This window comes from Shewanella sp. YLB-07 (assembly GCF_009377275.1).
On sequence record NZ_VOQB01000001.1, the window covers coordinates 417,581 to 443,582 of the forward strand.

23 protein-coding genes are annotated in these 26,002 nt (G+C 44.1%); 16 read left to right on the plus strand and 7 right to left on the minus strand.

Features of this window, described 5'->3' with window-relative positions; all coding sequences use genetic code 11:
- Positions 1 to 88: 88 nt before the first annotated feature.
- Entirely contained in the window at positions 89 to 484 is a 396-nt protein-coding gene (locus FS373_RS01655) for an LETM1 domain-containing protein (RefSeq protein ID WP_144047394.1), read from the minus strand.
- A gap of 260 nt (positions 485 to 744) precedes the next feature.
- Here FS373_RS01655 and FS373_RS01660 point away from each other — a divergent pair, with 260 nt between their 5' ends.
- The 7 genes from FS373_RS01660 (at position 745) to FS373_RS01690 (ending at position 9,469) form a co-directional block, all read left to right on the plus strand.
- Entirely contained in the window at positions 745 to 1,410 is a 666-nt protein-coding gene (locus FS373_RS01660; RefSeq protein ID WP_152828911.1) for a GntR family transcriptional regulator, read from the plus strand.
- A gap of 228 nt (positions 1,411 to 1,638) precedes the next feature.
- Complete coding sequence (gene prpB, locus FS373_RS01665; RefSeq protein WP_152828912.1) at positions 1,639 to 2,517, plus strand: methylisocitrate lyase; 879 nt, start codon at positions 1,639 to 1,641, stop codon at positions 2,515 to 2,517.
- 177 nt (positions 2,518 to 2,694) lie between these two features.
- Positions 2,695 to 3,819 carry a 2-methylcitrate synthase gene (gene prpC, locus FS373_RS01670; RefSeq protein ID WP_144047392.1) on the plus strand — a complete coding sequence of 375 codons (1,125 nt, stop codon included), beginning with the start codon at positions 2,695 to 2,697 and terminating at the stop codon, positions 3,817 to 3,819.
- Between the two features lie 74 nt (positions 3,820 to 3,893).
- On the plus strand, positions 3,894 to 6,515 hold the full coding sequence (gene acnD, locus FS373_RS01675) for a Fe/S-dependent 2-methylisocitrate dehydratase AcnD (protein WP_152828913.1): 2,622 nt from the start codon (positions 3,894 to 3,896) through the stop codon (positions 6,513 to 6,515).
- Positions 6,516 to 6,722: 207 nt separating this feature from the next.
- Positions 6,723 to 8,003, plus strand: coding sequence for a PrpF domain-containing protein (locus tag FS373_RS01680; RefSeq protein ID WP_152828914.1), 1,281 nt, complete (start codon positions 6,723 to 6,725; stop codon positions 8,001 to 8,003).
- A 566-nt stretch (positions 8,004 to 8,569) separates the two neighbouring features.
- Positions 8,570 to 9,124 carry a porin family protein gene (locus tag FS373_RS01685; protein WP_144047389.1) on the plus strand — a complete coding sequence of 185 codons (555 nt, stop codon included), beginning with the start codon at positions 8,570 to 8,572 and terminating at the stop codon, positions 9,122 to 9,124.
- A gap of 153 nt (positions 9,125 to 9,277) precedes the next feature.
- The gene (locus FS373_RS01690; protein ID WP_144047388.1) at positions 9,278 to 9,469 is read left to right on the plus strand and encodes a hypothetical protein; all 192 of its coding nucleotides are present in this window, start codon (positions 9,278 to 9,280) and stop codon (positions 9,467 to 9,469) included.
- Here the strand turns inward: FS373_RS01690 and FS373_RS01695 are convergent.
- Positions 9,456 to 10,325 carry an amino acid ABC transporter substrate-binding protein gene (locus FS373_RS01695; protein ID WP_144047387.1) on the minus strand — a complete coding sequence of 290 codons (870 nt, stop codon included), beginning with the start codon at positions 10,323 to 10,325 and terminating at the stop codon, positions 9,456 to 9,458. The genes FS373_RS01690 and FS373_RS01695 overlap by 14 nt on opposite strands.
- Positions 10,326 to 10,892: 567 nt before the next feature.
- Positions 10,893 to 11,558 carry a hypothetical protein gene (locus tag FS373_RS01700; RefSeq protein WP_144047386.1) on the minus strand — a complete coding sequence of 222 codons (666 nt, stop codon included), beginning with the start codon at positions 11,556 to 11,558 and terminating at the stop codon, positions 10,893 to 10,895.
- Between the two features lie 428 nt (positions 11,559 to 11,986).
- Here FS373_RS01700 and FS373_RS01705 point away from each other — a divergent pair, with 428 nt between their 5' ends.
- From FS373_RS01705 to FS373_RS01740, 8 genes are all read left to right on the plus strand, one after another.
- Positions 11,987 to 12,373 (plus strand): VOC family protein, encoded by a 387-nt coding sequence (locus FS373_RS01705; RefSeq protein WP_144047385.1) that lies wholly within the window; start codon positions 11,987 to 11,989, stop codon positions 12,371 to 12,373.
- A 399-nt stretch (positions 12,374 to 12,772) separates the two neighbouring features.
- Complete coding sequence (locus tag FS373_RS01710) at positions 12,773 to 13,540, plus strand: class I SAM-dependent methyltransferase (RefSeq protein WP_227992543.1); 768 nt, start codon at positions 12,773 to 12,775, stop codon at positions 13,538 to 13,540.
- A gap of 140 nt (positions 13,541 to 13,680) precedes the next feature.
- Positions 13,681 to 14,481 carry an alpha/beta hydrolase gene (locus tag FS373_RS01715; protein WP_227992505.1) on the plus strand — a complete coding sequence of 267 codons (801 nt, stop codon included), beginning with the start codon at positions 13,681 to 13,683 and terminating at the stop codon, positions 14,479 to 14,481.
- Positions 14,482 to 14,542: 61 nt separating this feature from the next.
- Entirely contained in the window at positions 14,543 to 15,766 is a 1,224-nt protein-coding gene (locus tag FS373_RS01720; RefSeq protein WP_194165806.1) for a lanthionine synthetase C family protein, read from the plus strand.
- A gap of 84 nt (positions 15,767 to 15,850) precedes the next feature.
- Positions 15,851 to 16,300 carry a GNAT family N-acetyltransferase gene (locus tag FS373_RS01725; RefSeq protein ID WP_152828917.1) on the plus strand — a complete coding sequence of 150 codons (450 nt, stop codon included), beginning with the start codon at positions 15,851 to 15,853 and terminating at the stop codon, positions 16,298 to 16,300.
- 20 nt (positions 16,301 to 16,320) lie between these two features.
- Positions 16,321 to 17,121 carry a PhzF family phenazine biosynthesis protein gene (locus tag FS373_RS01730; RefSeq protein ID WP_152828918.1) on the plus strand — a complete coding sequence of 267 codons (801 nt, stop codon included), beginning with the start codon at positions 16,321 to 16,323 and terminating at the stop codon, positions 17,119 to 17,121.
- Between the two features lie 287 nt (positions 17,122 to 17,408).
- Positions 17,409 to 18,254: a tryptophan 2,3-dioxygenase gene (kynA, locus tag FS373_RS01735; RefSeq protein WP_144047380.1), complete on the plus strand. Its 846-nt coding sequence runs from the start codon at positions 17,409 to 17,411 to the stop codon at positions 18,252 to 18,254.
- Between the two features lie 82 nt (positions 18,255 to 18,336).
- Positions 18,337 to 19,524, plus strand: coding sequence for a kynureninase (locus tag FS373_RS01740; RefSeq protein WP_152828919.1), 1,188 nt, complete (start codon positions 18,337 to 18,339; stop codon positions 19,522 to 19,524).
- Between the two features lie 502 nt (positions 19,525 to 20,026).
- Here the strand turns inward: FS373_RS01740 and FS373_RS31390 are convergent.
- Complete coding sequence (locus tag FS373_RS31390) at positions 20,027 to 21,823, minus strand: phosphatidylinositol-specific phospholipase C domain-containing protein (RefSeq protein ID WP_194165807.1); 1,797 nt, start codon at positions 21,821 to 21,823, stop codon at positions 20,027 to 20,029.
- Positions 21,824 to 22,726: 903 nt separating this feature from the next.
- On the opposite strand from FS373_RS31390, the gene FS373_RS01750 reads away from it, so the two are divergent.
- Positions 22,727 to 23,179: a hypothetical protein gene (locus tag FS373_RS01750; RefSeq protein WP_144047378.1), complete on the plus strand. Its 453-nt coding sequence runs from the start codon at positions 22,727 to 22,729 to the stop codon at positions 23,177 to 23,179.
- A gap of 213 nt (positions 23,180 to 23,392) precedes the next feature.
- Here the strand turns inward: FS373_RS01750 and FS373_RS01755 are convergent, their stop codons facing one another.
- The 3 genes from FS373_RS01755 to FS373_RS01765 form a co-directional block, all read right to left on the minus strand.
- Complete coding sequence (locus tag FS373_RS01755; RefSeq protein ID WP_152828920.1) at positions 23,393 to 24,127, minus strand: transglutaminase-like domain-containing protein; 735 nt, start codon at positions 24,125 to 24,127, stop codon at positions 23,393 to 23,395.
- Between the two features lie 127 nt (positions 24,128 to 24,254).
- Complete coding sequence (locus FS373_RS01760; RefSeq protein WP_152828921.1) at positions 24,255 to 25,019, minus strand: helix-turn-helix transcriptional regulator; 765 nt, start codon at positions 25,017 to 25,019, stop codon at positions 24,255 to 24,257.
- Between the two features lie 87 nt (positions 25,020 to 25,106).
- A complete protein-coding gene (locus FS373_RS01765) occupies positions 25,107 to 25,958 on the minus strand; it encodes a LysR family transcriptional regulator (protein ID WP_144047375.1) in 852 nt (283 codons plus the stop codon).
- Positions 25,959 to 26,002: the final 44 nt, after the last annotated feature.

The window sequence follows — 26,002 nt, forward strand, 5'->3', positions numbered from 1 at the left end:
CAGGGTAACAGGCAATTAAAGCGGGTTAAAGGTCAGTAAGCGTAGAGGTGGGGAATATTGAGGGTTGGGGGATTTAAAACGACGTTAGCTATTTTTCATTTTCAGCCAATTTTTCGGAGCGTTTCTTTCTCTTTCTGGAAAGATTGTTAAATGAACTTGGTAGCACATCTACGCCTACCATCTTTCCAAGTTTGACCACCAGAGGTATGGTCAGCGGGGCGAACGGCAGCACGGCAAACACGCCCAAGCCTAATCCCTTTAACAGATCACCGAATTGCTTATTGGCCTCGGCTAGCTCTTCACGGCTGGCCTGCTTCTTTGTGTAACGTTTATAGGTGACCAACATATCTTTGGTCTCCTGTTTCTCCTGAGACAATGCATCTTTCAAAATAAGCATGTCGCGTTTTAAACGGATCCAGAATCGCTTTCTGCCTATGCGAAAAACGCGTATGGGGGCCTTGTGAATATGGGCATAAATTTTCATGGCCCGATTGTCTCATAGGCGACCCTATAGGCAAAGCCGTGCTTGATGGTTTTATTACAGTCATTTGTAACATCTTTAAGGGGAGTCCTCTGCTTAGGTTGAAAAGTGAGCCGTCTGGACGGGGGGAATGGGATTTTCTGCTAGATGTAAACTTGCTACCACAGATATTTTGTCGACAATCTACTGGTTTATGTTTGACCAATCCATAAGATTTGACTATATTGTCGACAATCCAATGTAAAAGAAGTCCTAGTTAACGTATGACATTTTTCACCGAACAGCCTGTTACTGCGGCAGATAAGACCTTTATTCAGCTAAGGCAAGATATTGTTGAAGGAGAGATCCCTTCGGGGGCCAAGCTGAGTGAAACAGAGTTGTCGACAAAATATACCGTCAGCCGTGCCATCATTCGTGAAGCGATCAATCGATTAGCTTCATGTCATATCGTCGAGCGTAAAGCCAACGTTGGCGCCCGAGTGGTTTCATTATCCACAGAGGGTTTGATTGAGTTATACCAGGTTCGCGAATCGCTCGAGGGTATGGCGGCAAGGTTAGCGGCAAAAAACATGAGCACCACTGAGATAGATGATCTCAACCAACTGTTAAATTCCCATTTTGATGAAGTCAAAGGCGGCGAGTCCTATTACCAGGAAGCTGGTGATGTCGATTTTCATTACCGCATCATTCTCGGTAGCAAGAATAAACACCTTATCTCCATGCTCATCAATGGCATTTATCATCTGGTGCGCATGTATCGTGTGCAACTTGGCATGGCGGGACCTAGGGTTACCACGGCATTCGATGAACATAAACATATAGTACAGGCCATTTCCAATCGTGATGAGGAGCTGGCTGAGATCTTGATGCGTCGTCACATCATGTATTCGAAGAACAATATTGAGAAGAATTTAGCCCAAAGTCGTTAATCAAGGCGGCCTCGGGCGTTTTAGGTATTATACCATTCCGCTTAAGTATCTGATCATTCAGCGGGAGTTCAAAGCGCTGTAGGCAAGGCGAATGTTTGAAGCTAATAGTTATTCTATATCGAAAACATTCAACGTAGCATAAAGGGCTTTGAAACCCGCACTGAGAGTCTCTGAACTAACCAGATACTTATATGGAATGGTATTAAGCATTAATAAAGAGAGGAAAGCATGAGCGCAGGTAAAAAGTTTCGCCAGGCATTAGCAGACAACGCCCCCTTGCAGATAGTGGGCACCATCAATGCGTACACGGCCATGATGGCAAAACAGATAGGTCATCAGGCCATCTATCTTTCCGGGGGCGGCGTAGCGAATGCTTCATACGGCTTACCCGACTTAGGCATGACCTCGCTAAATGATGTGATTGTCGATGTACAACGCATCACATCAGCCTGTGACCTGCCTTTAATGGTGGATATCGATACCGGTTGGGGTGGGGCGTTCAACATAGCTAAAACCATACGTGATATGGAGAAGGCGGGAGCGGCAGCCGTGCACATGGAAGATCAGGTTGCCCAGAAGCGCTGTGGTCATAGGCCTAATAAGGAGATCGTCTCGACTGAAGAGATGGTCGATAGAATCAAATCGGCTGTGGATGCTCGCACGGATCCCGATTTCTTCATCATGGCGCGTACCGACTCCTTCGCCCAAGAGGGATTAGCGGCTGCCATCGCGCGTGCTAAAGCCTATGTTGCCGCCGGTGCCGACGGCATCTTCGCCGAGGCGGTGAAAACAGAGGAGCATTATCGCGCCTTTACCGAGGCATTAGATGTGCCTATCCTGGCCAATATTACCGAGTTTGGTCAGACCGAGTTATGGAATAAAGAGCAGCTGGGTGAGTGGGGTTGTGCCATGGTGCTTTATCCGCTATCGGCATTTAGGGCCATGAATAAGGCGGCTGAAATGGTCTATGAAACGATTCTAAAAGATGGCGATCAGAAGGCGGTTACCGACAAAATGCAGACTCGCATGGAACTCTATGATTATCTGGGGTACCACGCCTATGAGCAGAAGTTAGATGTGCTCTTTAGCGAAGGCAAGAACAAATAGTTTAATAATCGTTAAAAAGAGATAAGCCTGGCGAGTGTTTAGCAATAGTGACCTTGCCAGGGAGAGTGAGCGTCATAAAACCTTACATAAAGCATGATAAAAATAGATGACCCGTTATCAAAACTCTGTGAAGGAAATGCAGAGGCGAGGTCACAAAAACAAATAGAGGAAAGAGCAATGGTAGATAAAAAACTGAGTGGTGCAGGACTACGTGGTCAGAGCGCCGGTGAAACTAGCCTTTGTACCGTGGGTAAATCTGGCAGCGGCTTAACATATTGTGGCTATGATGTGTCAGATTTGGCCGATAATACCAGCTTCGAAGAGGTCGCCTACCTGCTGTTTAATGGCGAACTGCCTACGGTGGATCAACTCGAGACTTACAAGGCCGAGCTTAGTACCCTGCGTGATCTGCCTCAGGCACTTAAAGAGGTGTTGCAGCGCATACCTCAAGATGCACACCCTATGGATGTGATGCGCACCGGTTGTTCTTTCCTAGGTAACTTAGAGCCAGAGAATGACTTTTCTGAGCAAAATCGCGCCGCCAATCGTCTCCTCGCCGCATTTCCGGCCATCATGTGTTATTGGTACAAATTCTCCCATGAAGGCGTCGAGATAGATTGCGTCACCGATGAAGCCTCTATCGGCGGTCATTTCCTCCACCTTCTCAATGGTAAAGCCCCCTCTGAGCAGCATCGCCGCGTGATGGATGTGTCGCTCATCCTCTATGCGGAGCATGAGTTTAATGCTTCGACCTTTACCGCTCGTGTCTGTGCATCGACCCTGTCTGACATGTTCTCTTGTATTACTGGAGCCATAGGCACCTTGCGCGGTCCACTGCATGGCGGCGCGAATGAGGCGGCAATGGACATGATCCAGAGTTTTAGCTCTCCTGCCGATGCCAAGGTGCAGATGGCGGGCATGCTTGAGCGTAAAGAGAAGATCATGGGCTTCGGTCATGCTATTTATCGCACGTCAGATCCACGCAACGTGATCATCAAGGCCTGGTCTGAGAAGCTAGCGCAGGAGAATGGTGATACCAGCCTTTACGATATCTCCGTCGCCTGTGAAGAGTTTATGTGGGACAGCAAGAAGCTGTTTTGTAATGCGGATTTTTTCCATGCATCGGCTTATCACTTCATGGGTATTCCTACTAAATTGTTTACCCCAATCTTTGTCTGTTCACGCTTAACTGGCTGGGCGGCTCATGTGATGGAGCAACGCACCAATAACCGCATCATTCGCCCGAGCGCCGATTACACCGGCAGCGAGCCACGTAAAGTGACGCCAATCGAAACAAGATAAGCGCCAGAAGCTAGGTCCGAGTTCCTAGGTTCTAGGAACTCGGACCTAGCTTCCCGCTAATTGAGTAAATAAAGATGAATACCCAATACCGTAAATCTCTACCCAGCAGTAAACTCGATTACTTCGATACAGAGGCTGCCGTTGATGCTATCAGCCCGGGTGCATACCGCAAGCTGCCTTATTGCTCTCGTGTTTACGCCGAGAATCTGGTTCGTCGCTGCGAGCCTGCTAAGCTGACCGACTCACTCAAACAGATTATCGAGCGTAAGCAAGATCTGGATTTTCCCTGGTATCCGGCCCGTGTGGTGTGCCACGATATTCTTGGCCAGACGGCGCTAGTCGATCTGGCTGGTCTGCGTGATGCCATTGCCGCCAAGGGCGGCGACCCGTCTAAAGTCAATCCCGTGGTGCCGACTCAGCTGATTGTCGACCATTCCTTAGCGGTGGAGCACGCCGGATTTGAGAAAGATGCCTTCGAGAAGAACCGCGCCATCGAAGACAGGCGCAACGATGACAGATTCCACTTTATCAACTGGACTAAAACGGCATTTAAAAATATAGATGTTATTCAGCCCGGTAACGGCATCATGCATCAGATCAACCTAGAAAAGATGTCTCCCGTTATCCAGTCCCGCGATGGGGTGGCATTTCCCGATACCTTAGTCGGCACCGACAGTCACACGCCACATGTAGATGCCCTTGGGGTTATCGCCATAGGCGTGGGCGGCTTAGAAGCTGAAAGTGTCATGCTGGGACGTCCTTCTTACATGCGTGTGCCAGATATTGTCGGAGTCGAGCTGGTGGGTAAACGTCAGAGTGGGATCACCGCGACGGATATCGTGCTGGCGATAACTGAGTTCTTGCGTGGTGAAAAAGTCGTATCGACCTATTTAGAGTTCTATGGCGAAGGCGCCAGGGCGCTGACATTGGGCGATCGCGCCACGATTTCTAACATGACCCCGGAATTTGGCGCCACTGCCGCCATGTTCTATATCGACGAGATGACCATAGATTATCTTAAGCTGACAGGCAGGGATGATAGCCAGGTAAAACTGGTCGAAAACTATGCCAAACATGCTGGTTTGTGGGCCGACACGCTAAAAGATGCCGAGTATGAGCGAGTACTGCATTTTGACTTGTCATCGGTTGGCCGTAACATCGCCGGACCTTCTAATCCCCACCGCCGTGTGTCGACAAGTGATCTTGCCAAGAAGGGGATCAGTGGTCATTTCGATATGAGTCAAGATGCCGATGGCAAAGACTTGATGCCAGATGGTGCCTGTATTATCGCCGCCATCACCAGCTGTACTAACACGTCAAACCCCCGCAATGTTATTGCAGCTGGCCTTATCGCCCGTAATGCCAATGCCAAAGGCTTGACCCGTAAGCCTTGGGTGAAAACCTCGCTGGCACCAGGCTCCAAAGCCGTGCAGTTGTACCTTGAAGATGCCAAGTTGTTGTCAGAGTTGGAGCAATTGGGTTTCGGTATCGTAGGTTTCGCCTGTACCACCTGTAACGGCATGAGCGGCGCGTTAGATCCTGTGATTCAAAAAGAAGTGATCGACAGAGATTTGTACACCACGGCGGTGCTTTCGGGCAATCGAAATTTCGATGGTCGTATCCATCCCTATGCCAAACAAGCCTTCTTAGCGTCACCTCCTCTGGTTGTCGCCTACGCCATTGCCGGTACCATTCGCTTCGATATCGAAAAAGATGTGCTCGGCAAAGATAGCCAGGGCAATGATGTGACCTTGAAAGATATCTGGCCCAGTGATGAAGAGATAGATAAGGTCATTGCTCAAAGTGTTAAACCTGAGCAGTTCCGTAAGGTCTATGAGCCTATGTTCGATATTAAAGTCGAGTACGGCAGTGACAACGATCCGCTATATGATTGGCGTCCACAGAGTACTTATATCCGCAGACCTCCTTATTGGGAAGGCGCACTCGCGGGCGAGCGTACCATGAAGGGCATGCGTCCTCTGGCTGTGCTTGGTGACAACATCACTACCGATCATCTGTCTCCCTCGAACGCCATCATGCTCGAAAGCGCCGCCGGAGCTTATCTGGATAAGATGGGGCTACCGGAAGTTGACTTTAACTCCTATGCGACCCATAGGGGCGATCATTTAACGACCCAACGCGCTACTTTTGCTAACCCTAAGCTGTTTAATGAGATGGTGACTCAGCTCGGTAAAAATGGCAAAGCAGAGGTTAAGCAAGGCTCACTCACGCGTATTGAACCCGAAGGGATTGAGTCTCGCATGTGGGAAGCTATCGAGACCTATATGGCGCGTAAGCAGCCTTTGGTCATTATTGCCGGAGCCGACTATGGCCAAGGTTCGAGTCGTGATTGGGCCGCCAAAGGTGTACGTCTTGCCGGCGTCGAAGTGATTGTCGCCGAAGGTTTTGAGCGTATTCATCGCACTAACTTGGTGGGCATGGGGGTATTACCCGTGGAGTTTACCGGTGGAAATAACCGTCACTCCTACGGTATCGACGGCAGCGAAATCTACGATGTGATTGGCGAGCGCACGCCTGGAGCGGTATTGACGCTAATCATCACAGGTAAAAATGGTGAGCAAGTTGAAGTCCCAGTGAAGTGCCGCCTAGATACTGCAGAGGAAGTGACAATCTATGAAGCAGGTGGGATCCTACAGCGCTTCGCCCAAGATTTTCTTGACTCAAATGTGAATTAACATAGTGAATTGTAAGCGGGGTTGATAAAGGCTTTGCGATGACATCTGACCTATATGGATGTAGGGAATGCCGAAAAATGTATGGAACATTTTTGGCCATGTCATCGAAACTCATCTTTGTAACGATATAAAGCCCTAGTCACTGTGCTCTGGCTTTATCTCACCTGTTTCCAATAAGAACCAATTAGCATTGCAATGGTAGAATTTATGACAAGTAACAAAGTACATTTACCACAAATAAAAGTGCCAGCAACCTATATGCGTGGCGGCACCAGTAAGGGCGTGTTCTTCTCGCTAACTGATTTGCCACAGGTGGCGCAGGTAGCTGGGGCGGCCCGTGATGCACTGCTTCTACGTGTTATCGGCAGCCCAGATCCTTACGGTAAACAGACTGATGGCATGGGAGGTGCAACCTCAAGCACCAGCAAAACGGTCATATTATCGAAAAGCACTCAGGCCGATCACGATGTGGATTATCTATTCGGCCAAGTGGCGATTGATAAGGCCTTTGTCGATTGGAGTGGCAACTGCGGAAATTTGTCCGCCGCTGTCGGCGCTTTCGCCATTCATGCAGGCCTTGTTGATGCCAGCCGTATTCCGGAAAAGGGTATAGCCGTAATACGAATTTGGCAGACTAATATCAGTAAGACCATTATTGCCCATGTGCCTATCATCAATGGTGAAGTGCAGGAAACGGGTGATTTTGAACTCGATGGTGTGACCTTCCCGGCCGCTGAAATAGGTGTCGATTTTATTGACCCTGCAGATAAGCCCAAAGAAGGGGAGCCTGGCATGTTTCCAACGGGTAATCTAGTCGATGAGATAAGCTTACCTGCTGGTGTTTTTAATAACAGCCCTGAGCTCGATAACAGCCCTGAGCCTAGAAACAGCCTTGAGCCAAAAAAAATAGCTGCCACCATGATCAATGCCGGTATTCCGACCATCTTCGTCAATGCTGAGGATATCGGCTATCGCGGTGATGAGTTGCAAGAAGCAATAAACGGTGATGTTAAAGCTCTGGAGATGTTTGAATCGCTGCGCGCCATAGGTGCAGTCAAAATGGGCCTAATCGCCCATGTTGATGAGGCGCAATCTCGTCAACATACACCCAAGATTGCCTTTGTCTCGCCAGCAAGCAGTTATACCTCATCCAGTGGTAAGCTGGTTGAGTACTCGCACATAGATTTCAATGTACGGGCCCTCTCCATGGGCAAACTGCATCACGCCATGATGGGCACCGCTGCAGTTGCCATAGGCACGGCAGCTGTCATCCCCGGCACCTTAGTAAACCTAGCTGCGAACTCTGGCACTCTTATTAAAACAGAAAGCCAAGCGGACTCAGTATGTTTTGGTCACCCTTCGGGTACATTGAAAGTGGGTGCAGCAGCAGAACAAGTCGATGGTCAATGGACAGTCACTAAGGTATCCATGAGCCGCAGTGCCAGAATATTGATGGAAGGCTGGGTTCGAGTACCAGATGAGAGTTAGCTATTGATGAAGCTTGATTATATTTTTTGTTGATTATCAGTCATTTCCGAATGCTTTTGAGCGGGAATTTACCTTTGATATAGGAGCGGCTTTAGCCGCGAAATTGCAATCCTCATACTCCAACAAAAACCACCTAACGGCCCTGATGCTACATTTCTGGCTATATTTTCACAGTTCTTCTAATGAGTAACCGATTGCCAATAACCGATGTTGCTCTGTTATCTAGCCTGTTCCTCGCCACTCTTAATTCAGGTGTCACTTTTCTTCTAGTCGGTCTAAGTAAGCTGTAGTAGAGGAGGGGCTCACGGTGTAAGGATCGTCGCCAACCCCGAGAAAGCCGTTAGTCTGCTTGGAAAATTAATTATTCTACAGGTTTTGCTACCTCCAATGTTGACCAACATAAATGACTTTCTCGCCATGACGGAATCTCCAGTGAACTGAACCTGAATGCTTGCTGAACACGCCTTAGATTCCCGTTGAATTCATTAGCGTTCTAGGTTGAGTTGCATTAGTCTGCGCGCACTAACGAAACAGGTGTTACATCTGTAATTATTTTGGGGTGTTTTGTGAACAAACTTTCTATTGTGGCAGCATCATTATTAACTATTTTTGCATCGAGTCATGTGGCGGCAGCCAACGATAACACCGGCTTCTATGTCGGTGGCAGTTTAGGTCAACTTAAAATAAAGGCTAAAGGTAGTGAAACTGGTGTAGGCTTGGGGGCATACGGCGGTTATAACTTTAACGAGTGGTTTGGTTTAGAAGCGAACTTGTTCGTCTCAGGCGATCTGGGTGACAGTAATGAAGACATCGGTGCCGGTACTTTCGCATTGACCCCTAAATTCACCTACCAGATTAATGATACATTTGCAGTATATGGTAAAGTCGGTATTGCTTCTATGGCCGTTGTTTCAAGGCCCGATAACTCAAGAAATGAAGATTTTACTGGCTTCGGCTGGGCCTATGGCGTGGGGGTTAATGCCTCTGTGACTGAGAATCTGAACATTCGTCTTGGCTATGATGTTGTGACCGGTGAGTTGGACTCAGAGTATTCTAACAGCTTTCAAAATGTCGATACCGATATTTCTAACTTCGCGTTAGGTATGCATTACCAGTTCTAATCACATCCCTGTATAGGGTGAGTAGACATGAAAAAGGGATATCTGAGATATCCCTTTTTTCGTTTAAACATGTTAATTAAGTGGAGTCAGGCTCTACCCATCACCCAAGATTGTCAGATGAAGATCACTTTTACTAAGCTTAAGTGAGGGCCGTTGAGGGGGATTAGTTATGCCAACATCACGCTATTGCCCTTTGTCGGCAACGAGCATAAAACAATGCCTAAAGGACTCATGTTCAATACTAAAGATTATCTGCAACTTGTTGATGATACTGGGCGAATAGTCAGAGCCGACAAGCGAGGCTCTATGAGTGAAGAGTCGGCTAATTTAATTAAAACTCTTTAAACGGGTCGAACCACAGGGATTTATCATCCACGGGTACCGTTTCTGGCAAAAAAACATTTTGAATCCGTAAAACCCTGCGCTTACTCATGTTTGCTTTCTTAATCGAGACACTATGATGGCGCAAAAAAACTTTATCAAAAGTACCGTCAGAAATTATTTTTTTTAGACCTGTTTCTATGCGATCAGCCAATACCCAGTCTTTTTTGTTGGTAAAGAAATAATAGGGCCACAGGTAGACAATTAGTAGATTCTCTTCAATAGCTAAACTAGGCGCTTTAACTGCCCGCTCTCGATACTCATCAAAGACCTCATTAATACCCCTGGGGAAAAGATCAAAGCGATTTTGTACCACCATCTTAAACAGAGAGTCGTAGTCAGCCTCTTTCACCTTGATGCCGTTAGATTCATAAATGGCCGAATCTCCCCAGCCATGCCCCTGACCTATGGTAAGCCCTCTTAAGTCATTCAGTGTTTTTACCCGATCAATGTTGTCCTGATTGTTTTTATTGATTAAGGATATTCGATAACCGAGCAACCCCTTACGCAGTGGAATACGAATAGGCAATAAACTTTCCTCTAGCGCTGTAGAAGTAGAGGACCACATAATGTTTAATCTTTCACCTTTACTCAATTCAACACGCTGGCGTTTTTCATTCATAAAATCGCCTGAAGCTTGCAGCTTATAAGCACCATGTGTTTCCTTAGTAACCTCAAGAGAAAGTGTGAGTAGTTCAATAAGGTCATTACTACGAACATCTTGTGCTGATCGCGCCTTAGGGTAGGTAACCACAACTTCTGCATGTAATGCACTTGAGAGAATAATGAGTAAGAATAGAGTATTTATACGCACGATCATGAAGTAACCTAGATTTACAACAATGCTCTCAGTTTAGTTTATCAAAGGCGCTTCAACATTCAAGAACCACTCCATGCTTACTCCGTTACCAAGGGGTAAATATTAAAAGCATCATAATAGAACGAATATGGCGTCAATTACCATTGAGACATGAATGTTGTTACAAACCAACGTACTGAAACCGGCCGAGCTACAGCTGGTATGAACGAAATGAGCGTACAACCGAGTGAGGTCTATCTAGCGCTGAACCAGTAGCTTTGTAAGATTTTGTTCAAGAAACAAGTAAGATACTCAGGATTGACTGATGAAGATCCCCCCGACTAAGCATAAGTGGGCGGATTGATACATCGTTAAATTTATCTGGCAGTGATTGGCATCGACCTTAGAATAAGAATGGCTGTCTGGTTATATTTGGTAAAAGAAGATAAAAGTGAAAAGGGTGAATCTTTAATTTTTGAAACAGGGTTCCTGCGAACCCTGTTTTTAATGTGATTTTTGTATATCTATATAGTTAACTTCACTGTCAATCAGACAGAATGAAGTGCCTCTTACATAACGAAGTGGAGCCTAAGGATTGACTGGGACACTGTTAGTATCTAATGGGTTTGAACCACCAAGATATTCTTCAAGTGCGGTATAACTGTCTTGATCTATATCGGATGCAGCATCTACAGCATCATTATCAGATAGGTTATGGAATCTTTCAAACCAAGCCGGCAATCCGTCCTGATCAATGTCATTTTGATTGGCAAAATTAGGCGTCAATATAAGCGAAACTCGCTTACTGGGTTTGGTGAAATCAGCATTGTAAAGCTCAATTTTAGCTCTTAATGAGGTGTTGAAAACCGGCACATTAGGGGTAGTTGGATTCCATTGCTGACTGCGGCGACAATCAATAACCTTAAAAGGCCGTGTATTGTTACCATTAAATAGAGATATTTTACATGACACACTCAATAAATCTCCATAAGAAATAGCAACGAAAGCGGCTAATCGATCATAATCTACAGGTCGTTTAAACGTATTCCAAAGCACCTTTCTTTGGCCTTTATTTAGAAGGAAGGAGCTTCTATAAGTGTCGGTAATAATGGGGTTACTATTTTCCGTAACTTGGAGAGATTCAGCTGTAATTAACCTATCTGGCCCTTGATTCGCATGAGTTGGTAAAGATAATAAACCTGCAGAAAATATGACGCTGGCGATGATAGAACGAGGTAAGGTTTTTTTTTGCATAATAATGTAAGGCGTTACTACTCCCTATATAAAGGGATAATGTACTGCCATCCTTGGTAGTGAGTGTAACTCATGCTTTGTTGCATAATATTACTTAAAGTTGGTTAGTGGTGCATTTGATTAGAATTAAAATAACCGAATGACAATATATAATATTTTCAGACGTTTGACTTGGAAGGTAAAAGACCACCAAGCTAATATCAAGAAAATTTACAATTGAATGTTCAATTCATTGTGATTTTGTTGTCTCTATCCTCACTGGATGTGTTAATCATCAATATTGTTTTTCACTGCTCATTGAGGGCTTACCATTAACCTGAAGCTCGTTTCGACTTGGCCATTTATAACCCAGTAAGTTGTAGGCAGGTTGAAACTATTGTAACTTTGGTATCCATGTTTAGGTTCGCTAACTTGGAAGATTCGAGAGTATGAGTGCCAGTATCGAAGTTGAGAAAATTGGTCAGATTGCCATAGCTAGTACTGATTTAGATAAGTCGGTGCAATTTTATCGTGAAACCCTCGGATTAGAACTATTGTTCGAAGTACCTCCAGGATTAGCGTTTTTTAATTGTGGGGGAACTCGGCTAATGTTGACGACTCTTCAAGGAAAAGAGGAAGATCATAAGACCTCAGTGATCTATTACAAAGTCAATGATATTCATGCTTCAACTGAGCAACTAAAAGATAAAGGTGTTGAGTTTGAGAGAGAGCCTCAAATGGCCGCCAAGATGGAAGATCATGATCTATGGATCGGTTTCTTACGAGATCCAGATAATAACTTAATAGGTTTAATGGCTGAAATACCATTTTCATGATTTGGTTAACAAGGACTAAGTCATTAATGCACATTAGGGAGCACCCACCCACTCGATCAGTTCCACAAAAATATCACGATAAACTCATGGCCGAGATCACTGCGGATAATGGAAATATCTTAAACATTCCCTTGGTGGATATGCAATTAAATCAGACGCACCATTGTAAATCTCGTTAGAAATAGGCTTTTAAAATTAGCTTAGCAAGTCTTGTTTTAATTTAATAATTTATCCGCCTAAAAGCCTAGTTTCACAGCTTTACAGTCTTCGAATAAGCTTTTTTTAGTCAATTAGCTAATAGGCTAGTCGTCTGTTGATATCTTGAAACAGACTCGGTACGTTATCGATTAACAATGAGTGACTAAATTAAAAAACCGAGTCTTAGTTTCAATAATATCTATGGAGTCACTATTGAGCCTATTTCATGAGTATAAAAAACAGCAGGAGTGGAGAGATTGGGCGCGCTTTGTTGAGATTATTCCGCTAACTGCTAGCGACACTATTGTTGATCTTGGCTGTTCGGTCGGTGGTGTTTCGCGGATACTTTCTAGACAAGTTAAACATGTGGTTGGGGTCGATATAAATGATGAGTTTATTACCTTCTGTGATTCCAGAAAAAGCAGTAACGAAACCTTTGTATTGAGTGACTTTCAGAGTGTCAACTTTGCCTCCTTTGGCGAGGTGAGCGGCATCTGGGCAAGCTACTCTTTATCTTATTTAAGTGATCCAATCAGTTATTTAACGTCATTATATTCGGTGTTAAACGAAGGAGGCTGGATTGCCTTGTTAGATGTGTCGTGCTTTATCTCAGGTAATCTGGCCAAAGAAAGTAAGTATTACACCAGAGTGCTGGCGTTTGAAATTGCGTCATATGGCTCTGGTTTATATGATTTTGACTTCGGCGGTAAGATGCAAGGTATGTTGCAACAGGCAGGATTTGATATCGTTCATGTCGATAGTGATGTATCTGATCCTGAACTTAATTTTTCTGGTGCTGCGTCAGCAGACATTATAGCAGCCTGGTCAGCAAGGCTTGGCAGAATGAAAAAGCTAAGGGAGCTTTTAGGTGAAGAGTACACCGAATTTTGTGATGAATTACTCGCTAATCTTAGTGCTGATACTCACGATAAACGCGGCAATGTCAGGTTTGTAGTGGCTAAAAAGTAAAATAGACCTCACCATTAATCATCAATCCTGGTTTAAGTTTGAGGGGCTGCAATGCCTGTTTAGCCAAGCTAAATGAGCTTAAACAGGTTTGAAAGTTGGGCCGATACCTAGGTGGTCATTCTCTTGCGGAAATTAAAAATATGAATAGAATTTTGATACTCGTTATCGTCACCTATGTTGGATTAGGAGTGATGCTCTATCTGATGCAACGTAGCTTTATCTATTTTCCAACAGGAGCAGTAGAGCACAGGTTCGGTGACATGACATTTGAAAATGATGGTGCATCGACGACTAGTATCGTATTAAACAAGGGTCAGGATAAGGCGATTATCTATTTTGGTGGTAACGCCGAAAATGTTGCTTTTACAGCACCGGAATTTGAACAAGCATTTGAACCAACATTATTAGAGCCAGAGTTATCAGAACTAGAGTCGTCGCCTTATTCGGTATATTTGGTCAATTATCGAGGTTATGGTGGCAGTGAGGGCTCACCTAGCGAAGCTGCATTATTGTCTGATGCCTTGGCGCTGTATGATCGCCTGGTCTTGACCCATGAGAGTGTATTTGTTATCGGTCGGAGCTTAGGTAGCGGTGTCGCAACTTATATCGCATCGGAGCGTCCGCTGAAGAAGTTAGTCTTGGTGACCCCGTTTGACAGCATTCAAAGCATTGCCCAAAAACAATTTCCATTTTACCCCATGTCCATATTACTCAAAGACAAGTTCAATTCGGTAGAGCGCGCCGGGAGTATCTACTCTGATACCCTGATTTTAGTGGCAGAGGATGATAAGGTCGTTCGTCGAATACACACAGACAAGCTAATAGAGTCATTGGTTAACCGCGCTCCTGAGGTGGTCCTTATCGAAGGTGCCGGGCACAATGACATTTCCCAGTATTCTGCATACTATCAGTCAATATCAGTATTTCTTAACTCCCATTAATGAGCCATAACGGCTTCATTATTAAGTTTGCTGTTTAATCCCGTCTATGGAAAGGACACACATGTTATTTGAACCATCTCGTCACGAATTACTTACCGAAACTCTATGGGAACAAGATCGTGTGCAGTCAGAAATTACATCCATAATTGATGATATTGAACAGTCGGTTTTACCTAATGCCAGTTGGCCGACGCATCCCCTCGACGCCGAGAGTTATTCTAATTCCGGGCCTAAATGGTCAGCATACGCAGGAGCGGCGGGATGCATTCATGCCCTACAGATCCTGAAATGCTATGGCTATCAAGTTACTGACTTGTCCCACTTACTGCCTGAAGTTCATCGAGCCTTCTTGAAAGCCCCTGATGTGTCAGTAGAGCCTGGTTTACAACTTGGAGAGATAGGCATAATTATGCCTGGGGTGTTAGCGCAGCCAGACAACTTGGCGTTATCAGACAAGCTTCTACTGTGCATGGAAGCAACGTTAGCGCTGCCTCTGTATGAGATAACATCTGGACAGAGTGGCATGATGCACGCTGCATTGGCTCTTTATCGTAAAACCGGCGACGTTCGTTGGAAGAATGTATACGTTAAAGGCGCCAAGTCACTCATGGATAATTGGAGACAAGACACTGAAACCCGAGAGTGGCTTTGGGAGAGTCAGGTCTTCGGCCCTAAAAGGCACTATTATGGTGCCTGTCATGGCATCACAGGTAATGCCAATATTCTCTTGCAAGGCGTAGATCTGCTCCCGGATGACTTGACTGAATTGATCATAGAACGCACGGCAACCACGCTAACTATCTCGGCTAAAAGAGAAGGATCGGCGAGAAAAGAAGCGGAGCTAGCCAACTGGATCCTGTGCAGTAAACCTAATATTGAAAAGCTGCTGGTGCAATGGTGCCACGGAGCGGCGGGGATTGTCACCGCTATGGCGAGAACGCCTCAAATCGATTCACTTCATGCTAAGCAAGTCGACGAATTACTCGCGCAGACTGGTGAGCTGGTATGGCAAGCCGGCCCTCTGGTGAAGGGCGCTAATATCTGCCACGGCACATCGGGTAATGGTTATGCCTTTCTATATTTATATCTAAGGTGGGGAGATCCTGTTTGGCTAGACAGGGCAAGAAAGTTTGCCATGCACGCTATTGAGCAGTGCCAATCTGCCCGCTCACAATATGGCCAAGGTCGATATTCGCTATGGACGGGGGATGCCGGTCTCGCAATTTACTTACATCACTGTATTCACCCAGAAGCCGCCGCCATACCTGGCTTAGACTTGTTTTAATGCATTTCCAGCGAGACCGAACACACAAGAAACCTCGCTGGCGCTATGGTACTGGTTGAGCCATTAACCTATTAAGGATAAATAATGCTAATCGTGAGAGAAGCCAAAGAGAAAGATATTGATACTATTTATGACTTGATCATCGCTATTGCGAGGCATCACGATCAAGAGGAGTATGTTGTCACTGATAAGAATGAACTGTTGAAATCAGGCTTTAATGAAAATCCAGCGTTTGGGGTTCTGTTGGCAGAAGTCGATGGCGAAGTGGCTGGCTATGCCTCTTATACATGGAATTACTCTATCTGGCTGGGGACATCATACATGAATATTGATGATGTGTTTGTATGGGAAGTTTATAGAGGCCAAAAGGTGGGTGAGGCCTTGATGAAAAAGGCGAAAAGTGTCTGCAAACTTAAAGGCTTTGAACGAATAAAATGGGAAGTGGAACAAGATAATCATCAGGCGATAAAGTTCTATGAACGCCTGGGGGCCACAGTCGATATCAAAGGTGTCTGCCGTTGGACTGTTATATAGCGCAATTGAAAGGCAGTTTAATGGAATTAGAAATTTTTCAAGTCGATTCATTTACATTAGAGGTGTTTAAAGGCAATCCGGCGGGTGTTTGTATCACGGAAAATGCCTTGGATGAAGCGCTGATGTTCGCGATTGCTGCTGAAATGGCTGTCTCTGAAACCGCCTTCTTATCCTTGAGTGACTTAAGGTTAAGGTGGTTCACGCCTCAAGTGGAAGTAAAGCTTTGCGGCCATGGAACATTGGCAGTCGTTCATGTACTAAAAGAGAAGGGCCTGTTCGGTGTGGGTGATGAACTCGCTTTCAATACGCTATCCGGTGTTTTACGGGTAAAAATTGAGAACAATCACATTGAGATGGACTTCCCTGCTGCTTGCTTAGATTTCGATGTTCCTGTTGATGAGCAGATGTTGGTGTTTCTGGGATTAAGTGCTGTCCAAGTCGTTTCCCATAGCTATTTTGATTCGAAGAACTTCATTGAGATAGACAGTGAACAAACGCTTATCGCCCTCGAGCCTAATTTTGATTGCTTAAAACAGTTACCGGGACGTGGCGTTGTGGTGACGGCTAAGTCTGCTTCAGAAGATGTTGATTTTATCTCCCGTTACTTTGCCCCTTGGGTCGGTATTAACGAAGATCCTGTGACCGGATCAGCCCATTGCGCGCTGGCCGTGTATTGGGGGGATAAGCTACGGAAAACTAAGTTGAATGGATATCAGGCCTCTGAGCGAGGTGGTTTTGTGGATGTTGAGTGCTTGCCAAATCAGCGGGTCAAATTAATTGGTCAAGCCGTGACTGTACTCAAAGGAAGCATGTACGTTTAAGCTTCTAGATAACTTAGGACATTTTGCTGCAGATAACTTGTTGGTAGTTGGAGCAAAATGTTTTCATATCAGGTTAAGGCTTATATTTCCTATTACCTTGATATCTTCTGTTTACATACTGTTAACTCAAGCGTACAGGCCAGCTTTTTTTAATATTTCCCCATGCCTGACTTCAACTTATGTTCATGCTTAAATCTGTCTGACTATTTAAATGCTGACGATGGCTATTTGATAATGGCTGTAATCATTTTATAACAATAATTATAAGATTAACTGGAGCTACGAGTATGAGCTGTCCCCACAATAACTATCGGGCCATGGAAGATGATATCCATACGGATTTTAAAGATGATATGTCCTATGGCGACTATCTGAAATTAAATCAGGTGCTATCGGCGCAGCAGCCTTTATCTAATCAACATGATGAGATGTTGTTTATCATTATTCATCAGGCGAGTGAGCTATGGCTTAAGTTGGCGGGACATGAACTCACTAATGCGGTGAAGAATATTCAGGAGGGAGATTTTGGCCATGCTTTCAAGGTCATCTCTCGGGTGAAGCAGATCCTTAATCAGCTGACTCAGTCCTGGAATATTTTGTCGACCTTGACGCCGGTGGATTATCTTAAATTTCGGGATGCGCTGGGGCATTCTTCCGGTTTTCAGTCCTATGGATATCGTAAAGTCGAATTTTTACTGGGCAATAAAAATGCATCCCTGCTCAAGGTTCACGAAAGCGACCCAGTGGTGCATCAGGAGCTGCAACAGATCCTAGAGGCGCCCAGTCTCTACGATGTCACCATTAAGTTATTGCATGACAATGGCCTAGTCATAGATGAAGACGTGCTAACCAGAGACTTCAGTCAAGCCTATCAGAGCAATGACTCGGTTTTAAATGCTTGGTTAAACGTGTATAGAAATGCCGATGAACATTTTCAACTCTATGAGTTAGCAGAAAAATTAATAGATATAGAAGATAGTTTTCAGCAGTGGCGCTTCAAGCATATGTATACGGTGCAGCGGATCATAGGCAATAAGATGGGCACAGGAGGCTCATCGGGTGTTGGCTTCTTGAAAAAAGCGCTGGATATCAGCTTCTTCCCAGAGCTTTTTGAGCTTAGAACTCATCTATAGGTACTGACTCATACAGATAGAGACGCACTGTTAATCTGTATTAACAATAAAAATAACAGCACCGGCATTTGGAGAAGAAAGCATGACTCAGGATATCGCGTTATCACTGCAGCCTCACTATGAAAATTTTAAGGTTAGCGAACGTATTTTATTGTCGGGACACTCACATCAAGCCTGGCCGGATGTAGCCAAGCAAGGCTTACTTAAGTGCTTCGATGATGCGGCAAAACATATCGATGATAAGTGGCAGGCCGCCTTTGAAAAGGCCGATAGAGTACGAGATTTTTACCGTAGGCTGCTGGGTGAGCGCGATGCTCAGATCGCATTAGGCGCCTCTACTCATGAGCTGTTATTACGCTTCTTGTCGGATCTGAGCTGCTTTAAACGACCGGCTAACAGGCCGATAAAAATCGTTACCACAGATGGTGAGTTTCACTCGCTGCGTAGGCAGCTGAATCGTTTAAAAGCGCTGAATATTGAAATTGAAGTGGTGCCAGTACAGCCAAGCGCTAGCTTAGCCGAACGAATCATCGACAAGCTAGATGACAAAACCGATGCTGTTATGGTTTCTGCGGTATTTTTTGGTACCAGTGAGATTTTCAAAGATGTTGGAGTCGTCGCCAAAGCCGCTGCCAGTTTGAATATTCCCTGTTTAGTGGATGCCTATCATGCACTGAATGTGGTGCCCTTTAATCTCAGTTTATGGCAATTAGACTCGGCATTTGTGGTCGCTGGTGGCTATAAGTACTGCCAAGCAGGTGAAGGTAACTGCATGATGCGGATCCCGCATAACTATCAGGGCAGTCCCATTATTACCGGTTGGTTTGCCGAGTTTGATGTACTTGACCAGGCTCCTGGCAAAGTGGGCTTCGGCCCGGGTCAGAGTGCCTTTGCGGGTTCAACCTATGATCCTGTGAGTCATTACCGCGGGGCAGAAGTATTCGATTTCTTCGAAGCACAGAACCTTTCAGATACCAAGCTTAGGGAGATCAGTCAGCAACAGATAACACAACTATGGCAAGGTATTGAAGCCATGGGACTTAGTAATGATTGCCTAGCACTGCCATCCCATACTATGGCTAACAATGCAGGCTTCTTATCTTTAACCACTGCCAAAGCGAGCGACTGGGTATCACAACTGGCTGAAAGAGGCATCTTGTGTGACAGTCGCGGCAACCAACTAAGATTTGGACCCGCGCCTTATGTGACCAAGGCTCAGCTGGAACAGGCACTCAATGTGGTTGAAGATCTAGCAAAGCGGATTGGCTAGCTATTGTTCAATGCGCAAAAGTGTGGAAGAAAGAACAAAGCCATATATATACAGTGTAGTTTTTTGCTCGCTTAAAAGTGACTCTCCCTTAAGCACAATATTGATGTGATAGTGGGTTATCAGATTCCAATTTTAGATTATTGTAAATGATAGTTTAAGGTATGTATTAATAGCTAGTTTAATCTTGGTTATCGCAAGGGGGATCTGTTTAGATCTCATTTCCAAATTCATTACCGTTACATCGAGAAAGAAACACATTTCCGGACTGGATCTTAGTCATGAGTTTATGCTGGAAGCAAATAAATAATGGTCAGTTGGCTTTGTTGATAAATCTCGATGAGTTCTGTTATTGTTCAGGTATTTTATGTTCTTAGCAATAATCTTGGTTACCTAGAAAGTATCGATAACCAAGACTCTACATGTTAGGCCTGTAGAACGTTAAGAATAATCACCTCAGATTATTCTTTTCAAAGATATAACAAGACTAGCTATAGTATCTACATTAGTCATTGTCTATTATAGTTGTTTCGGCGGTGAAAGAATTTTCTTTATCTCCTGAAATCCAAGCTGAAAAATAAAAAACTTCTTGAGATTCTGGAATGTTATCATCTAAAGTATAGTAAGTTACTTTAACCTTACTTACATCCTTAGGTATGTTTAACACTTTGAAATTTATTAAGTTAATATCGTATTGATATGTGCTAGTCAAATCTATGTAAATTAGCTCTACATCAGCATGTAGGTCCTTCCAGATTTGTGCAGAGTTAGTGATGAGCTGAATGTGTAGAGGCGTATTACGGTAAGTAGCTTGATCAAATATAATTTGACTAGTATTCGAATCCCCTTCAATTAATACTTGTTTGTCTGTAAGCATATCGCTAATCATGATGCTATTTTCAGAGTAAGAGCGACTAATGTCTATACTATAACTCGATTTGTCTTGTTGCATTTCATCTAACCAAGCATTTAATGTTATAAATTTATCTCCATCAATGCTACTGTCAATTAAAGTTAATGCTCTTATGGTTATTTCATTTATGCCCTCAGGTATAAGTAGGTTTTCGGTATTGTCAATGTCTAAAATTATAGGCCAAGTTTGTCCTTTATCATAACTCACATAAGATAAACTACTAAAATCGATATTAATAACACTGTTATTTTCATTGGAGAAATTTAGAGATAAAACTCTCTCGCGACTTGTTGGGGCTGTGAGTTTTACATTAAATGTAACATCATTACCATTAATTGTTCCTGTTATATAATCGACTTGAGCATCTTCCAATGGTGGGGGAGGGGGAGTTGAAAAGTTAGCGTTAATTACGGCGTTAATCAAATTAACTCCGGGGAAGTCAGAAACAACAATGCCAGTATAGGAAGGTTGATGCTTTACTATCCAATTAGTTGTTAATACATTAGTTCCTTCAAAAGCGATAGTGCAAAAACCTATGAAGCAACTAACCCTTGGGAAGTCTTTATAAGAATGTTTCCACCAAGGAGTCGTTAAGCCAGTCGCCAGTCTAGGGCTATTAGTACCGGGGCTAGAATGACCACTAGCCACAAAATAGGGAAAGCTCCCCCCTGAAGCATTTAAATAGTTCATGGTTTTACTTTTTACTATGTCGGATTTTATGAGTTGAGACTTTACTTTCTCCCACTTGCTATACAGCTTCCAATTTGTGGAAACAAAGTTAGAATCTTGAGTGTCAAACGAAGAGTAGGGTACTCCAAATTTATTATTTTTTACATTTGGCAAGTCTTGAATAAAAACAATTTTCCCTCTTGCACTCTCGATTGTTTGAATAATCCCATCATTACTCCAAATTATATTTGAATATCGATTCACATAGTCATTGAATGTGTCTTTAAAGCTTCTGTCGTTATGTTTATTTTTATGTTTGTCATATCCTGACACATTAATGAATATGAATTCAGAAGGGTTCTGCAGCAAAAACAAAGAAACCTCATCTAGAATTTCACCAAACATAGTTTCATGGAATAGCGTCCCATCAGGAACTACGAACGAACCATATTTATGTATAAGCTCTATATCCAAAAAACGGATTCCTGAATTTAACTGCTGTGTTATTGATAGTGTTTGCGTTTTATTTATTGGGCCACCATAGATATTTCCAGATCTATGAGTTCCTGGGATAGATATTTCATATATTGATTTTGATTCTGGGATGTCAATCATCCATGTCGATTTATACGGCAGGTCTTCTCGACTATGGTGGTAGGCATCATCATAATGTGCCAAAGGTGCAGTGGATATAAAGAATAGAAAGAACAATATTTTCATTTGATGGACTCTGGTTTTAATGGTTTTTTTTAAATCGTTATTGGGTTCAGGTATGTGTTTAGTTTCGGTTTTATCGAAAATGTGTAATTCACTATGATAGTTGGCTAGGGGGTATGTTGACAATGTTAATTACATTTGGGAAACAAAAAGGTTAGGTGTAATGAATTATATCTCCTAGTGTCTGCATGGGAATTAATTCATATTGTAGCTTATTGTAATTCAATAAAAATTAAAGTTTAAACTTTTCATTGTCTCGGAAATACAATTGGTCAGTATGCTTATACTTCAAAACTCTAACATCGATTCACCTTACAATATTACGTTTCCGTTTCATAATCTCTGTGGATAATTTGAACCTGAGTAGGCTGCAAGTGTTTCGTCATGTACAAGATCCTGAGTTTTGGTTGACACGAAAATTTTTGAATCTCACCTTAAGAAAAGGCGAGTTTTGACCTATGCTGGGGATATTGAAATCAAGCGCTGTGACAGATTTTAGAGGAGTTTCAACATTTGAAGTTGAGGTGTTTCTCTGGCTGGTAAGTTATCCTGGACGATTAGATCTGCTGAACCAATATGAATATGACTTGCGCAAAATATGCCAATAAATTTAGTTAAAGATTTTCTGGGTGGCCACTTTAGGTTGATATTCTAGCCTCAGATACCAACTCCCAATTTGTGGGCGAACGTATCTATATAGTTCTTCGATATTCCGAGTAGCATGATGCGCTTATAGTTCGTAAGTTATTTTCGAATGACTCTGTCATGTATGCGTCTGAAAAATATCCTACAAAGCATGATGAGATGCTGTTTATTGTGATCCATCAGGCGAACTGTGGCTCAAGCTGGCGGGATATGAATTGAGTAGCGCGGTAAAGAATATTCAGGAGGGAGAATGCACTGAATGTGGTGCCTTTCAATCTCAATGAGTGGCAGTTAGCGTCGGCATCTGTGGTTGCTGGTGGCTATAAGTACTGCCAAGCAGGTGAGGGTAACTGCATGATGCGGATTCCGCAAAACTATCAAGGCAGCCCTATTATTACCGCTTGGTATGCCGAGTTTGATGTACTTGACCAGGCTCCTGGCAAAGTGGGGTTTGGTCCGGGTCAGAGTGCCTTTGCGGGTTCAACCTATGATCCTGTGAGTCATTACCGCGCGGCAGAAGTATTCGATTTCTTCGAAGCTCAGAACCTCACGGACACCAAGCTTAGGGAAATCAGTCAGCAACAGATAACACAACTATGGCAAGGTGAAGCCATGGGACTCAGTAACGGCTGCCTAGCACTGCCATCCCATACTATGGCTAACAATGCCGGCTTCTTATCTTTAACCACTGCCAAAGCGAGCGACTGGGTATAACAACTGGCTGAAAGAGGCATTTTGTGTGACAGTCGCGGCAACCAACTAAGATTTGGACCCGCGTCTTATGTGACCAAGGCTCAGCTGGAATAGGCACTCAATGTAGTTGAAGACCTTGCTAGGCGGATTGGCTAGTGGGTTATCAGCTGTCGACTATCCCCGCTTGGAATGTCGACACTCTAGATCGTTAGGCTAATGTCACGTGATTTAGTTTTAAATGCCTTTAGCTCGGATACGGTTAACATTCGCATTCATCAAATGGCGTAGCAGGTAACGAAATAGGAATTTCTTTATCCCTGATAGGTTACTGCCATAACTCTTGTAGAAATCATCGGGTTGAATATACAAACCAAAATCATCGGCTATCCCCTCGCTTTGAATATAGGTATCCTCACCCCGCCAGTCGATATCCGGGTTTGATAGGCTTTTAGTCGCAATACCAAAGCCGGAAAACTGCTGACACTGCTTACCAAAACTTTGCTGTACTTGGGCAAGGTAGTCACTATCAATAATATAACCCTCTAAGTTTATCCAGCGATTATCTAGCTCTACTTCCACCCAACTATGGATGATCCGTTTTGGTGCTATCGAAAATAGGTAGTTAGGAATAGCGCCGCGCTGGAGCTCGTTAAAGATGGTAAAACCGTGAAAACGGCTGGGAATTCCTACCGCCCGAAACAGTGCCATAAGCAAGGTGCCTTTAGTATTGCACTGGCCGTAGCCATCTTTTAATACTTGGCTGGCAGATAAGCGGTCATCGGCATTATAGCCGAACTGAATCTCATCACGGACATAGGTATATATTGCGCCGATAGCATCATATTGGCTCAGCTGTGCCCAGTCTCGTTTATCGACTAGGCTCTGAATACTCGGATGCTTAAAATCTAACATGGCAGTGGTTTGTAGATGCTGTTTAGTTATCTCGTTTTGCTTTGCTGTTGTTGTCATGGGTATCTCCAATATCAAATCTGTACGCTGGGTATGAGTCGATATTAGAAGCTAGTGCTGCAGATAAATTGAATAAACTGGCTAACTTGATCGGATAAGCGGTAGTTTGGGTGATTGGATATTTAGCTTATTTATTTAAGTTGGAATAGGATTTAAGCTGGAGTAGGGCTAATGCTTGGCGAATTGTCATGCCGAAATTATTTTTAAATGTCCGGCTTAAGTGAGGACTGTCGGCAAAGCCTGCTAAGTAAGCGGCCTGAGTTGCATTGCTACCTTGTTTTAAGGCATTAATGGCGCAGAACATTCGACGCCATAGCAAGTAGGGGCGCCAGGCTATGGCCATCTCCTCGCGAAATAGATGGAGAAAACGACTCTCAGATAGAGCTAGTTGCTCTGCAACCTGCGCAGCCCGCCAATTGCTGGGCTTAACGCAATCGCCATTAATGCACTTGTCCAGTTGCGAAACCAGACTCTGTATACGTTTGTCTGTGGGCTGACTGGTGAATGTGTTGGGATAACTGCCTAGACCTAGCTGCTCAAAGAGTGGTGTTAATAGGGGAAAGGGCTGGTCGTCGCTGCCTGCAATTGATGGCATAGTGGATGATTGCTGCTCTATGTCGCATGTAGGGCGGCCAGCAAGCTTCTCTTGCAGGGCTTTCCCCCAATGGCTCAGAGGTTCGATCAGGAGTATCCAGCCAGATGCCATGGAAAGTTGGTGCTCCACGTCGGCATCGATCACCAGCGCACCAGTTCCAGCTGTATTATTTAGCTGATAAGAGGCGTTTGGGCTTGGCAATATCAGTTGAATCGCATGGTGCTTATGGGGGGCAGTATCGAGCGCCGAGCCATAAATGATTAATATGCCGGGTTTGAGCCAAACGCTTGGGTGCATCTGTATCTCCTCTTGTTTCTCAATGAGCCAACTATGTAGATAAAACAGAACCGGGTGATGTTCTGAACATCATTTGAAGAGGTGATTCTATTGAAAATAATTCCAAATCTTAAGGGCGACAGGCCCTAATGCTCTGTTTTTTAGTTTAGAGACATACATAGGAAGTTTGAACTCTCCTAAGGTATCCAGTGTGATCAAGTCCCCGCTTTCCAGCTCTTTCTTAACCAGATGTTCAGGCAGTCGTCCCCAGCCCAGACCTTGAGTGATTAAGGTCTTTTTTGTATGAAGGTCGGTGACATACCACTTAAGAGTAGCATCAATAAAACTGGTATCCGGTGATTTACTGTCGGTCGATTTGACTATCACCTGAGGATAAGCGGCAAGCTCATCTTCTGTCACTTTATTGAGATCTTTAAGGGGGAGCAGCTTAGATATTAGCAGAGGGATATTCATGGTATCGATTAGGTTATAGTCCACCGCTTTATTTTTAAACGGGGCACCATAGATTGCAATATCGACCTTTTCATCCAGTAACATTCTCTCGCCTGATGCGACTTCAATTTCCAGATGAATCGTGGTGCTCGGGAACGTTTGCTTCAATTCGAGCAGCAGCTCAGTGATTCTATCCAGAGGGAAGTTGGAGCTCACCCCAAAGCGTAACTCTGTCTCACACTCACCCTTTAGCTCATTCACGTAGGTTTCAAAATCACTGGCCTGCTTGAGTAGCTGCCTAATTTTTACAATTAAGAGTTTTCCGTCTGCCGTGAGTTCAGGTCGATAGGTTTGACGATTAAAGATCTGAATATCGTAATAAGACTCGACCTGTTTTACTGAGTAGGACACAGCCGAGCGCACCTTATGCAGTTTCTCGCTGGCTTTCTGAAAGCTGCCTTCTGCACAGATGGTATTGATAACCTGAAGATGTTCTAAATTCACCATGGTCTAATAATATGACCATCTTGTGCTAAAAGCTATGCTTTTTT

Excerpts from the sequence above, each read along its gene's own strand:
- FS373_RS01655 (WP_144047394.1), bottom strand. The coding sequence starts at position 484 with ATGAAAATTTATGCCCATATTCACAAGGCCCCCATACGCGTTTTTCGC.
- FS373_RS01660 (WP_152828911.1), top strand. The coding sequence starts at position 745 with ATGACATTTTTCACCGAACAGCCTGTTACTGCGGCAGATAAGACCTTT.
- prpB (WP_152828912.1), top strand. The coding sequence starts at position 1,639 with ATGAGCGCAGGTAAAAAGTTTCGCCAGGCATTAGCAGACAACGCCCCC.
- prpC (WP_144047392.1), top strand. The coding sequence starts at position 2,695 with ATGGTAGATAAAAAACTGAGTGGTGCAGGACTACGTGGTCAGAGCGCC.
- acnD (WP_152828913.1), top strand. The coding sequence starts at position 3,894 with ATGAATACCCAATACCGTAAATCTCTACCCAGCAGTAAACTCGATTAC.
- FS373_RS01680 (WP_152828914.1), top strand. The coding sequence starts at position 6,723 with ATGACAAGTAACAAAGTACATTTACCACAAATAAAAGTGCCAGCAACC.
- FS373_RS01695 (WP_144047387.1), bottom strand. The coding sequence starts at position 10,325 with ATGATCGTGCGTATAAATACTCTATTCTTACTCATTATTCTCTCAAGT.
- FS373_RS01700 (WP_144047386.1), bottom strand. The coding sequence starts at position 11,558 with ATGCAAAAAAAAACCTTACCTCGTTCTATCATCGCCAGCGTCATATTT.
- FS373_RS01705 (WP_144047385.1), top strand. The coding sequence starts at position 11,987 with ATGAGTGCCAGTATCGAAGTTGAGAAAATTGGTCAGATTGCCATAGCT.
- FS373_RS01710 (WP_227992543.1), top strand. The coding sequence starts at position 12,773 with ATGGAGTCACTATTGAGCCTATTTCATGAGTATAAAAAACAGCAGGAG.
- FS373_RS01715 (WP_227992505.1), top strand. The coding sequence starts at position 13,681 with ATGAATAGAATTTTGATACTCGTTATCGTCACCTATGTTGGATTAGGA.
- FS373_RS01720 (WP_194165806.1), top strand. The coding sequence starts at position 14,543 with ATGTTATTTGAACCATCTCGTCACGAATTACTTACCGAAACTCTATGG.
- FS373_RS01725 (WP_152828917.1), top strand. The coding sequence starts at position 15,851 with ATGCTAATCGTGAGAGAAGCCAAAGAGAAAGATATTGATACTATTTAT.
- FS373_RS01730 (WP_152828918.1), top strand. The coding sequence starts at position 16,321 with ATGGAATTAGAAATTTTTCAAGTCGATTCATTTACATTAGAGGTGTTT.
- kynA (WP_144047380.1), top strand. The coding sequence starts at position 17,409 with ATGAGCTGTCCCCACAATAACTATCGGGCCATGGAAGATGATATCCAT.
- FS373_RS01740 (WP_152828919.1), top strand. The coding sequence starts at position 18,337 with ATGACTCAGGATATCGCGTTATCACTGCAGCCTCACTATGAAAATTTT.
- FS373_RS31390 (WP_194165807.1), bottom strand. The coding sequence starts at position 21,823 with ATGAAAATATTGTTCTTTCTATTCTTTATATCCACTGCACCTTTGGCA.
- FS373_RS01755 (WP_152828920.1), bottom strand. The coding sequence starts at position 24,127 with ATGACAACAACAGCAAAGCAAAACGAGATAACTAAACAGCATCTACAA.
- FS373_RS01760 (WP_152828921.1), bottom strand. The coding sequence starts at position 25,019 with ATGCACCCAAGCGTTTGGCTCAAACCCGGCATATTAATCATTTATGGC.
- FS373_RS01765 (WP_144047375.1), bottom strand. The coding sequence starts at position 25,958 with ATGGTGAATTTAGAACATCTTCAGGTTATCAATACCATCTGTGCAGAA.